This is a genomic window from Lacrimispora amygdalina, from assembly GCF_003432035.1.
In the GTDB taxonomy this organism is placed as follows: Bacteria; Bacillota; Clostridia; order Lachnospirales; family Lachnospiraceae; genus Lacrimispora; species Lacrimispora amygdalina.
The window spans coordinates 1-12150 of sequence record NZ_QOHO01000004.1 but is presented as its reverse complement, the minus strand read 5'-3'; the positions used below and the strand labels follow the sequence as shown (position 1 = coordinate 12150).

Genomic DNA, 12150 nt, shown 5'->3' with positions numbered 1-12150 from the left:
TTTTTGTAACACGAATTTCTCTATACTATTTTAAAATATTTGTACCTAACTTTCCCGCTCAAAAGGGAAAGTCATTTTACAATTGAGCCTCTACCCCCGCCATTCAATTACAATATTTATGTATTATCCCATAATTTACATGCAATACTATAAAATGATACAAATTGTATCGAAATACATTTTTTACATTGTATTTTCAATTATATGTGTTACTATAATATCAATATAAGATTTTTATAGGAGGAACATATGCCAGAAGCAATTGTCCGCATCAGCGAAATCCAGTTAAAAGATTTAAAAAATACACAATATGGAAAAATAGAAATGCCGGCCTATGCTGAAAAGAATTATTTTTCGGATAAAGCAGATCTTCTCGGTATTTATGGACAGAACGGTTCCGGAAAAACTGCCGTAATTGAAGCCATGGACATCATTCAGATGCTTTTAGCAGGTAAACCTCTGCCTGAGGATACGGTTCACTATATATCCGAAGAATCAGGAAGCTGCAGCATCGCGGTGAAATTTCTGATCCGTTTTCCTGAGAAGTCCATCCTTGCAGAATATACTGCCGAATTTAAACGGGGAACCGGCCTTCCCATGGAAATTTCAAGAGAAACGTTAAGTACTGCCATCTGGAACGGAACCCGGTTTGAAAACAAGAGAACTTTAATTGATTATTCCTCATCAGCAGACGGACCGGTCTTCAAACCAAAATACCGCTTTGAATCTCTGGCCAAAAGCGGCGAAGATATCCGCGTTAATTTAAGTGTGGCCAAAAAGCTTGCCCAGAAAAATACCGCTTCCTTTCTGTTCAGCCAGGAAAGCAGGAGCATTTTTCTGTCAGCACCGGAAGATATCACACAGGATTATGCGCCGGTCATAGAAGCTTTGTATCAGTATGCCTCCTTAAACCTGTTTGTTATCTCAAGTGCTCATTCCGGTTCCATCACCACAAGTTCCAGGCTTCCTTTCGCCTTCCGCTTAAACCTGGGAAACCGAATCGCAAAAGGTGATTTAATGATCCGCCTTGATGACCCGTCAGTGATCAGCAAGGATCAGTTTCAGCTTGTTTCCCAGATTATCGAAGAAATGAATGCTGTTTTATCTTCATTGATACCAGGTCTGACCATCGGAATCCACAACTTCGGAGAACAGCTGCGGGAAAACGGAACAACCGGCTACAGAATTCAGCTCATATCAAAACGCGGCGAGGTTGTAATCCCCCTTAAATATGAGTCCGAAGGAATCATTAAGATCATCTCTGTGCTGAACGTAATGATGTGTGTGTATAATAACCCTTCCATGTGCCTGATTATAGATGAACTGGATGCCGGGATCTTTGAATATCTGCTGGGAGAGATTTTATCTGTTTTTGAAAAAGGGGCGAAAGGACAGCTTATTTTTACATCCCATAATTTAAGAGCGCTGGAGATGATCCACAAAAGAAGCATTCTCTTTTCTACCGCCAATCCGGCCAACCGGTATATCCGGCTTCAGAATGTAAAAAGCAATAACAACCTGCGGGATATGTATTTACGCAGCATCACACTGGGAGGACAGCCTGAGGAAATTTATGAAGAAACAGACAGTGTAGAGATCGGACGTGCATTCCGGCGTGCCGGAAAGGCGGTGCCTTATGATAAACAGGACTAAAAAAGTCATACTCTTTATTGCAGAAGGACCTACTGATGAAGAGACGTTAAGCCCGGTTTTAAAGAAAATCTTTCAGAAGGAAGACGTCAGATTTCATATTGTACATGGGGATCTGACCAGCAACTGGTCGGTTACTGCCCAAAATGCAGTGAAAACAGTGAACCAGCACATTGATATAGAACGAAAACGTTATGGATTTGAGAAAAAAGATATATTAAAAGTAATACATCTGGTGGATATGGATGGGGCCTTTATCCTGGAGGATAAAGTGATTTACGGAAAACATGAGGAAATTCTGTATTTTGGTGACCACATAGAAACCCGTTCTCCTGAAACCGTGATCAACCGCAACAAAAGAAAATCACAGATATTATCCCGGCTTTCACTCACTGGAAAAATCGGTTCCATTCCCTACTCCATCTATTACTTCTCCAGGAATCTGGAACATGTGTTTCATAACAGCAGGAAAAATTTATCTGATGAAGAAAAGGTTATTTATGCAGATACCTTTGCAGACCGGTATTCCGCTAATCCTGCTGCCTTCATCTCTTACCTTTCCGGCAATGATTTTACCGTTCCCGGCGATTACAGAGATACCTGGGAATTTATCAGTCACGGGACGAATTCTTTAAACCGCCACAGTAACTTTCATCTTCTTTTCTCTTCTCCCCCCGGAAACTGAAAACAGGCATCAGACAGATTCCTTCTGTCTGATGCCTGATCTATATCACAGCTTTTATTCTGCTGCAGTTTCTTCTTTTGCTTCCTTTGGCTCTTCTGCTTTCGCAGTTAAATCGCCTGGCTTCATGCTTAAGTTGATTCTGCCCATCTTGTCTACTTCCATTACCTTTACGGTAACGATATCTCCGATGTTTACCACATCTTCAACCTTAGCCACTCTCTTATCGGAAAGCTTGGAAATATGAATCATACCGTCTTTGTTTGGCGCAAGTTCTACAAAGGCTCCGAAATTCATAATTCTTACCACCTTACCGGTAAAGATCTGTCCTGCTTCAATTTCAGTCACAATGCTCTTAATGATCTGAATTGCACGGTCGATCATCGCCTGATCAGTGCCGCATACAGAAACACTTCCGTCGTCAGAGATGTCGATCTTCACTCCGGTTTCTTCGATAATCTTGTTGATTACCTTGCCCTGCTTGCCCACTACATCACCGATCTTCTGTGGATCAATGGAAATCTGGTCAATCTTAGGCGCATATTTTCCAACTTCCTTACGAGGCTCTGCAATGGCTTTTGCCATAACCTCATCAAGAATGTAAAGTCTTGCTTCTCTTGTGGTGCGGATCGCTTCTTCAATAATCGGCCTTGTTAAACCGTGAATCTTAATATCCATCTGAATGGCTGTAATTCCCTTATGGGTACCGCCTACCTTAAAGTCCATATCTCCGAAGAAATCTTCCAGACCCTGAATATCAGTTAAAACGATATAATCATCATCTGTATCTCCGGTTACCAGACCACAGGAAATACCTGCTACTGCTGACTTAATCGGTACACCTGCTGCCATTAAGGACATGGAGGAAGAACAGATGCTGGCCTGAGAAGTGGAACCATTGGATTCCATGGTCTCGGATACGGTACGGATTGCATATGGGAATTCCTCTTCTGACGGAAGAACCGGAACAAGGGCTCTTTCTGCCAGCGCACCATGGCCGATCTCACGGCGTCCCGGACCTCTGGAAGGTCTTGTCTCTCCTACTGAGAAGGACGGGAAATTATAGTGGTGCATATATCTCTTGGAAGTTTCCATATCATCAATGCCATCCAGTCTCTGGCTTTCAGATAACGGTGCCAGAGTACAGATATTTAAGATCTGTGTCTGTCCGCGGGTGAACATCGCGGAACCGTGGACTCTCGGAAGCAGATCAATCTCTGCTGCCAGATGACGGATCTGGTTCATGGCACGGCCGTCAGGACGCTTGTGATCTTTTAAAATCATCTTGCGGACAGTCTTTTTCTGATACTGGTAAATGGCTTCACCAAGTACAGCCAGCCACTCTTCTTTATCAGCAAACGCCTCTTCCAGCTTCTGGGTGATCTTACGGATGTTTTCTTCCCTGATCTGCTTCTCATCGGTAAAGACGGCAACTTCCATCTCTTCCGGAGTTACGATCTCTTTGATGGCTGCAAACAATTCTTCCGGTACTGCACAGCTGGTATATTCATGCTTTGTTTTTCCGCACTCTGCAACAATGGTATCGATAAACTTAATTATCTCCTGGTTTACCTCATGTGCTTTAAAAATCGCCTGAATCATAACATCTTCAGGAACCTCATTGGCTCCGGCTTCAATCATGATTACTTTCTCTCTGGTGGAAGCAACGGTCAGGGCCATGTCTGAAACCTGCTTCTGTGACTGGGTTGGATTGACCACTAATTCTCCGTCAACAAGACCGATCTGAGTGGAAGCACATGGTCCGTCAAACGGAATATCAGAGATGCTGGTTGCAATGGCGGAACCTATCATGGCAGTTAATTCAGGGCTGCAGTCCTGGTCAACTGACATAACGATATTATCCAGAGTTACATCATTGCGGTAATCCTTTGGAAACAGCGGTCTCATCGGACGGTCAATAACACGTGAGGTCAGGATAGCATTCTCAGATGCTTTTCCTTCTCGCTTGTTAAAGCCTCCCGGTATCTTTCCTACTGCGTATAATTTTTCTTCGTATTCTACACTCAGAGGGAAGAAATCAATTCCGTCTCTGGGTTTATCGGATGCAGTTGCAGTTGCTAATACAACGGTATCTCCATAGTGCATCAGTGCTGCACCGTTTGCCTGCTTAGCCACTCTGCCCACTTCAACGGTCAGTGTTCTGCCTGCAAGCTCCATACTGAAACTCTTGTACATACTGGTATCTCCTTAAAAATAAATTTATATTAACAGTAGAAGATGCCGAAACTACTGATCTGCGCGTAAAAAAGCACTTATTTTTACGCGTACATCAGCGGTCTCGGGGAATACTTCTACTTTTAACATCCAATTCTTAATAGACAGATAGGGTGGAGAAGTTCTCCACCCTAAATGGTTATTATTTTCTGATTCCTAACTTCTCAATTAAAGTACGATATCCTTCAAGATCGGTTTTCTTTAAGTAATCAAGAAGACCTCTTCTCTGTCCAACCATCATCAGAAGACCTCTTCTGGAATGATGATCCTTTGGATTCTGCTGAAGATGATCTGTTAATTCTGTGATTCTCTCTGTCAGAATTGCGATCTGAACTTCCGGTGAACCTGTATCGCCAGGCTTTCTGCCGTATTCAGAAATAATAGCTGCTTTTTTTTCCTTTGAAATCATGTTGATTTCCTCCTTAAATTTAGATTCTCACCTTGTACCAAGCAATGGCTGGAGTGTCCGAAATACCGGGTACCGGCGCATATTCATACTGATATAGTTTACCACAGGGGTAAATAGTTGTCAAATACTTCCGGATATACCTGTCTGGATTTATATCTGCATTTATATTGTTGCCGTATCCTGTATTCTGATACCAGAAACTTCATAATTACAAATCCAAATTCAGGTTTTGTTCCATATATTTTCCAAAATCAGTCTGTTTCATTTTCTTAAAAAGGGATTTCCTTATCTCATCCATATTGCTTTTTTTTAATCGTTTCCCTTCTACCAGACATTCCCCGGCTACATAAACAGTCTCTACATTGGATGGATTGGCACTGTATACAAGTGCGGAATAAGGGTCATAAACAGGAAACATATTGGCAGAATCCGTCTCTATTAACACCAGATCCGCCTGCTTTCCCGGCTCCAGAGAGCCGGTTATACCATCAAGGCCCAGGGCTTTTGCTCCCTGTATGGTCGCCATCTCCACAATATCTTTTGCAGGAAATGCACTTCTGTCTTTTGTTTCATTTTTATGAAAATCTGCACACAGTTTCATCTGGGTCAGTATATCCAAGGTGTTGCCGCTTGCCGGACCATCTGTGCCAAGTCCGACCGCAATCCCCCTCTTATTCATACCGCTGACGGGAGCCACTCCCTTGGCAGCTTTGGTATTGGATCCGATACAATGGGCAACTGATGCCTTATGCTCTTTTAAAAGATCTAAATCTTCTTCCGTCAAATGTATACAATGTGCAGCCAGTGTTTCTTTTCCCAGAACTCCGATGCTGTTTAGGTAATACACAGGAGTCGTGTTTTTCTCTTTTTCGAAATATTCCATTTCATAGTCCATTTCCGCAGTATGAAGGGTGAACGGAACTTTATAAGAAGAATCAATTCTGTATGCCTCTTTTAGCACCTTAGAAGAGCAGGTGGTCGTACCGTGGGGCGCGATACAGGCGGTAATTCTGGGGTGGTTTTTATATTTTTTAATGAGGGCTTCCCCGTAAGCAATCGCCTCATGGGGATCCTTAAAATCACAGGCGCCCTCATCCATAACAGTCTGCCCGGCAATTGCCCGCAGTCCCATTTCATCCATGGCTTTTGCAGCCTCTTCTTCATAATAATACATATCCATAACCGTAGTCACTCCCGCCAGGAGCATTTCTCCTGCTGCATAGCGGGTAGAGAGATATACCAGTTCTTCATCCATGGATTTTTGCTCCATTGGAATAAGAAATACCCGCAGGCGGTCCCTGCAGTCATCTCCAAGGCCCCGAAACGGAATCATTCCCATGTGGGTATGAAGATTTATCATACCTGGCATTAAAATCCCGTTTCTGGCATCAACAAACTTCACATCCGGAAAACCAGCCGTCTCTTTTAAGTCCTTCATCTTACCTGCCATTATGATTATATCATCTTCAAACATCACAAAGCCTGGATTATAGATTTCCCCTTTTTGATTCATGGTTACTACTATAGCATTCACGATTACCGTTCTCACACTGATCAACCTTTTCCTTTTTCACACTCGTATTTATCCACCAGGGGAATTCCCTGCCTGTCTTTCGTATCAAACAATCCCTTGTCACTGAGCTTCAGCTCCGGAGAAACCAAAAGAGTCAGGGTTGAAATGGACATGATCACATTGCTGTTTTTATAGCCCATGTCTTCAATCTCCCGGCGAACCTCACCCAGGCTTTCAGAAAGCTTGTAAAGTCCCTCGTCGGATAAAATTCCGCCTACGGGAAGGCTTACAAAAGCGGTTACGGCTCCCTCTCTGGCTGTTACATAACCTCCCTGCATGTGAACCACACGGTTCTGTGCAAGAAGCATATCCTTTGGCGAATTTCCAAGAACCAGAAGGTTGTGGCTGTCATGACTCCATGTAGTTGCTGCTGCTCCGGGCTGTTTTAATCCATTTTCCACCAGACCGTAGGAAACATTGCCGTTTTTCCCATATCTTTCGTATACCACAGCAAGACACAACCCTGCTTCCTGCCAGCAAAGGCAATGATCCTTAACTGCTATCCGGCGCTTTACATGGCGGATTCTGGTGCCAGACTCCTGTACCTGCATCACGGAAACAACCGCCTCACCGTCTTTTACTTTACAGCGGTTTAGTTTAAAGTCCGATTCCAGCGCAAGGCGGCACTTGACAGACTGGTAAAACTCATCAGGATATTTTGTTTTTTCTTCGTTTGATGTTGCCTCATACAAAACACCGCTTTTATAAACTGCCAGGGGATTAAAATGAACCAGGTCCTCTAAAATGACAAAATCAGCCTGCTTTCCAGGTGCTATCATCCCTCTGTCATGTAATCCCATCCTTCTGGCTGGAGTAAGAGTAGCGCAATAAACAGCCTTCTCTGCCGGCATTCCCTGTTCCACTGCCAGACGAAGAATCCGGTTTAAATGTCCGGTTACCAGATGATCCGGCATGACATCATCAGTCACAAGAGCCACATTCTCATAAAGTTCATGAGATACAACAGCCGCCACAACATCATGAGTCAGGGATTTCTCCTGAAGTTCCAGAAACATCCCCAGATCTGTTTTTTCCAGAACAGACTCCGGCGTCTGCTGTGTATGATCCGCGTCCACTCCGGCTCTGATAAAAGCTGCCAGATCCCTTCCCGTAAGGGATGGGCAATGCCCCTCGATCTTTATATCCCGGCTGGCTGTCTGGCAGAGATCAATCATCCGTTTTATTTTTGTATCCTCCGGGGAAATTAAATCCCGGTGATTCATCACTTCTCCAAGACAGATGACTCTGCCGTCTTCTAACAGCTTAAGGACCTCTTCCTCTCCCATCACACCGCCGGATGTCTCATAATCCGGACCGGCTGCCGGTACACTGGAAGGAATGGCATAATAAATATCCAGATCTGTTTTTTCTTCCATGAACCGGTTTATACCTGCAATCCCAAATACATTTGCAATCTCGTGGGGATCTGCAACTACCGTAGTGACACCCCAGGGAAGAACTGCCCTGGAAAATTCCGCCGGTCCGATCATGGAACTTTCCATATGCATATGAATATCGATCAGTCCCGGTATAATATATTTTTCCTTTGCATCTACCACCAGGTCCGCCTCATAACAGGAAGCAGGGGAAACGTCGTAAAACTTTTCCCCCACTACTGCAATGTCCGCCTTTTCAAAACACTGCCTGTATGTCCGGTAGACCCATCCATTCTGAACAAGTAAGTCAACCTTCATATTCTCTTTCCTTAGCTGTTAATAATACGGTTCCACTGGTCAATCCAGTCACTTAAAAGCGGATTTACAAAGGAATAATCCAGAACCTTTGCATTTTCTGCAGTTTTTCCGTAAGTCATATTTTTTGCATTTTCTTCTGCAACTTCTACCTGGCTGTTGGTGGGTGCTTCATTCAGTGCCTTGCTTGTCTTATCCTGAAGCTCCTTGCTTAAGCGGTAATTGATATATGCATAAGCCAGTTCTTTATCTTTGCAGTTTTTGGTAATGCTGATGGTGTTGAAGTTTGCATAAGTTACATCAGGAGTTACATACACCAGATCTGGATTCGCCTGTTTGATGGTCGGTACTCCGAAATCGCCTACAATTGCTGCCTTGATCTCACCAGAGGTAAACATATTGATTAAATCAGAAGATTTTGCATAGGTCTTAACCAGATTTGGTTTTAATTCTTCCAGCGCTTTAAAAGCAGCCTCTCCCTTGTCTGTGGTTACATCAACGCCTGCATGATTGCTTGCCATGTAAACCATAGCCGGGCCAAAGGTCGTTGTGATATCCGGTATTGCCACACTTCCTTCTAATTCTGCTTTCCAGAGATCATCAAAGCTGTTGATTTCAAATCCAACTTCTTTTGGATCATACATAATGCCAATGCTGTTAATGGTATAAGCAACACCCTGTCCGGCATCTGCCATGGTTTTTGCTGTTCCGATTAAGTTCTTGCTGTTTTCAATCTTAGATAAATCCAAAGTTTCAAACAGTCCTTCTTCTATTCCCTTGGCAGTCATGGCCTGGGATAATTCGATTACGTCGATGGTGCTCTGGGAATCAGCAGACAGTTTTGTGTAACGCTCGTTCGTGCTTCCTGTCTCTGTTACAATTTTACAGCCAAACTGGTCTTCAAATGGTTTGTATACTTCTTCTTCCGAAATATCTTCGCTTAATCCATAAGTAGATAATACCAGTTTCTTTTCTCCACCAGCTGCGTTTTTTTCTGCGGTAGTGCTGGTTTCTGTAGCAGAGCTCTTTTCTGCGGTAGTGCTGTCTCCTGCACTCTTAGCTGTGCCGCAGCCTGACAGCGCAATGGCTGCACATAAAGATAATGCCAATACTTTTTTCATAATTATAGTCCTCTCTTTTTATCATTTGCCGGCTTATAAGCCGTTGTTACCTATTAACAAGAATGAGCTTTGATTCAGGAAGATACAGGCGGATCGTACTGCCCTCTTCATAAATCTCTTCTGCAGGTCTGCTTACCAGGAATTTGCCTTCCTCTGTCAGCACTTCATACTGATAGCTTTTCCCTAAAAATGTCCTTACGCCAACGGTTCCGGAAAGGACATTATGATCTTGCGTCTCTCCTGCAATCCGGATATCCTCTGGTCGGATCGTTCCTGCCAGTAAATCACCACTTTTTACAGACTCTACTGTAAATACTGTACCAGCCTGGGTTTTATATACATTTCCTTCTTTATTTAATGTGAGGAAATTTTCAAAGCCGATAAATCTGGCGACAAATTCCGTTTCCGGTCTCTGATAAATGTTTTCCGGTGTGTCAAACTGCTCAATCACTCCCTGATTCATAACCGCTACCTTATCAGAAATGGAGAAACATTCTTCCTGGTCATGGGTGACAAACAACGTGGTAATTCCAAGCTTTTTCTGAATGCGCTTGATCTCCATACGCATGTTAATCCGAAGTTTGGCATCCAAATTGCTAAGGGGCTCGTCAAGCAGCAGAAGCTTTGGCTCGATGACAAGGGCTCTGGCAAGTGCGACTCTCTGTCTCTGTCCGCCTGACATCTGCTGGGGGAAACGTTTTTCAAACTCTGAAAGGCCGCAAATCTCTAAAATATTTTTAACTTTCTGGTCAATCTGGACTTTATCAAGTTTTCTCATTTTCAAACCAAAGGCAACGTTATCATAAACATTCAAATGAGGAAACAAAGCATAGCTCTGGAATACAATACCAAAATTTCTTTTATGGACCGGAACCTTTGTTAAGTCTTCCCCATCAAGGGAAAACACTCCGCTCTCAGGCTCTATAAATCCGGCTACAACCCGAAGAGTGGTGGTTTTTCCGCACCCGCTTGGACCTAATAAAGACACCAGCTCCCCTTCCTTTATTTCCAGATTTAAACCTTTTAAAACCTGTTTCTTCTTATCATAACGGACATCAATATCTTTCAGTGTCATATAAGCCATATCACATTCCTCCTATTTCGACAGGGCGGCTATTCCCAGTGTTTTATCAACAATTACCATCATAAGAACTGTAACCGCCATCAACAATACGGATACTGCCGACACCGTAGGGTCATAATTATATTCAATATAATTCATCAAAGTTGCGGGAAAGGTGGATACTCCCGGTCCGGAAAGAAACATGGATACTGGTATGTTATTAAAGGAATTGATAAATGCCAGCATAAATGCGGCAGAGATTCCTGAGGTAATATTGGGAAGAACTACCCGGAAAAACGCACGGATTTTACCGCATCCCAAACTCCACGCTGCTTCCTCTGTAGAAAAATCAAACTGCTCAAGGCTTGAACCAACCACCCGGATCACATAGGGCAGCGTTACCATGAAATGCCCTGCTAACAATCCCATAAACACCGGTACTCTTAAAGCCAGCACCAGAAACTGGTAAAGTACAAATCCGATAACGATTCCAGGAACAATGGTTGGAGAAAGAAATACGGATTTTATCAGACCCTTTCCTTTTAAACCGGATCTTGCCAGAGCATAGGCTGCCGGTATTCCCACTAAAAGGGCGATAACCGTAGCAAGCATGGCAATCTCAAGGCTGGTTAAAAATGATATCCGGAAAGATTTTATGGTAAATACCTTTACAAACCATTTAACAGAGAAAGAATCAATGGGAAAGGTTATGGCACTGCCTTTGCCAAAAGCAGTAACCGTAATGATAATCAGAGGCAAAATTAAAAAGCCAAATACGAGAACAGCAAAAACAGTCAGCATTTTATTTTTACGCATGGTCTCCTCCTCTTTTGTCAAGTCTCGCTGCCAGTGAATTAAATCCTTTGATTACAGCAAGTGTTACAACAATCATGATCAGGGAAATAACAGCTGCTCCATCCCAGTCGCCCACACTCATGGCTCTCTGGTAAATAAAGGTGGAAAGAACCATGTTTTTATTACCGCCTAACAGCTGGGGAGTGGTATAAGCAGTTAAAGTTCCTGTAAATACTAAAATCCCTCCCACAATGATTCCCGGCAGACTCATGGGGAAAATCACCTTCATAAAAGCGCGGATCCGGTCTGCTCCAAGGCTTAAGGCTGCCTCCATCATATCATCACCGATATTCTCCATGACACCTGCCACAGTCACGATCATCAGAGGAAGAAACAAATAAACAGAACCGATAATAATGGCAAAGTCTGTATAAAGCAGCTTAAGCGGTTTTTCGGCTATCCCTGCTGTTATAAGCAGACGGTTGACCAGCCCGTTGCTTCCTAAAATATTAATCCAGGCAAAGCTTCGGATTACAGAATTGGTCATCATGGGGAAAATGGATACAGACAGCAGTATTCCTCTCCATTTTTTACTGCACCGGCTGATAAAATATGCGGTAGGAACCCCAAGCACCATACAAAATCCGGTGGTTAAACATGCAACCTTCACGGTTCTTACAAAGATCTTCCGATAATATTCATCCTGGAAAAATGACACATATGCGCTTAAGGGATACTCTCCTGTATGAAGGGAAGGAATCAGCACTCTCAAAAGCGGAAGGAACAGACATACTGTTAAAATCACCAGACCAGGAATTATCATTACAAATGCACTGCGTTTCTTCATTTTAACCTCTCCATGTTTTCTGCACTCCAAACGTTGCTGTTTCTTATAACTATTTATAAGTACAATTAATCCCGAATTATTCAT

General features: G+C 43.2%; 10 protein-coding genes. 2 read left to right on the top strand and 8 right to left on the bottom strand.

What is annotated here, in order from left to right:
• Positions 1-249 precede the first annotated feature (249 nt).
• Both DS742_RS01095 and DS742_RS01090 read left to right on the top strand, forming a co-directional pair.
• Positions 250-1653: an AAA family ATPase gene (locus tag DS742_RS01095; RefSeq protein ID WP_117415196.1), complete on the top strand. Its 1404-nt coding sequence runs from the start codon at positions 250-252 to the stop codon at positions 1651-1653.
• On the top strand, positions 1637-2335 hold the full coding sequence (locus DS742_RS01090; RefSeq protein ID WP_117415195.1) for a hypothetical protein: 699 nt from the start codon (positions 1637-1639) through the stop codon (positions 2333-2335). The genes DS742_RS01095 and DS742_RS01090 overlap by 17 nt, the downstream gene beginning before the upstream one ends.
• 54 nt (positions 2336-2389) lie before the next feature.
• On the opposite strand, the gene DS742_RS01085 is transcribed toward DS742_RS01090, so the two are convergent.
• The 8 genes from DS742_RS01085 to DS742_RS01050 all read right to left on the bottom strand — a co-directional run.
• On the bottom strand, positions 2390-4528 hold the full coding sequence (locus DS742_RS01085) for a polyribonucleotide nucleotidyltransferase (protein WP_117415194.1): 2139 nt from the start codon (positions 4526-4528) through the stop codon (positions 2390-2392).
• 181 nt (positions 4529-4709) lie between these two features.
• Positions 4710-4976, bottom strand: a complete 267-nt coding sequence (gene rpsO / locus DS742_RS01080; RefSeq protein WP_104435364.1) for a 30S ribosomal protein S15 — start codon at positions 4974-4976, stop codon at positions 4710-4712.
• 208 nt (positions 4977-5184) lie between these two features.
• On the bottom strand, positions 5185-6525 hold the full coding sequence (locus tag DS742_RS01075; protein ID WP_117415198.1) for an amidohydrolase: 1341 nt from the start codon (positions 6523-6525) through the stop codon (positions 5185-5187).
• Positions 6526-6530: 5 nt separating this feature from the next.
• Positions 6531-8243 carry an adenine deaminase C-terminal domain-containing protein gene (locus DS742_RS01070; protein WP_117415193.1) on the bottom strand — a complete coding sequence of 571 codons (1713 nt, stop codon included), beginning with the start codon at positions 8241-8243 and terminating at the stop codon, positions 6531-6533.
• 11 nt (positions 8244-8254) lie between these two features.
• On the bottom strand, positions 8255-9361 hold the full coding sequence (locus DS742_RS01065) for an ABC transporter substrate-binding protein (RefSeq protein ID WP_117415192.1): 1107 nt from the start codon (positions 9359-9361) through the stop codon (positions 8255-8257).
• A gap of 46 nt (positions 9362-9407) precedes the next feature.
• Positions 9408-10445, bottom strand: a complete 1038-nt coding sequence (locus DS742_RS01060) for an ABC transporter ATP-binding protein (protein WP_117415191.1) — start codon at positions 10443-10445, stop codon at positions 9408-9410.
• Between the two features lie 12 nt (positions 10446-10457).
• Positions 10458-11240: an ABC transporter permease gene (locus DS742_RS01055; protein ID WP_117415190.1), complete on the bottom strand. Its 783-nt coding sequence runs from the start codon at positions 11238-11240 to the stop codon at positions 10458-10460.
• The coding region (locus DS742_RS01050) for an ABC transporter permease (RefSeq protein ID WP_242996353.1) at positions 11233-12150 on the bottom strand (918 nt) is incomplete at its 5' end. The genes DS742_RS01050 and DS742_RS01055, both read right to left, overlap by 8 nt.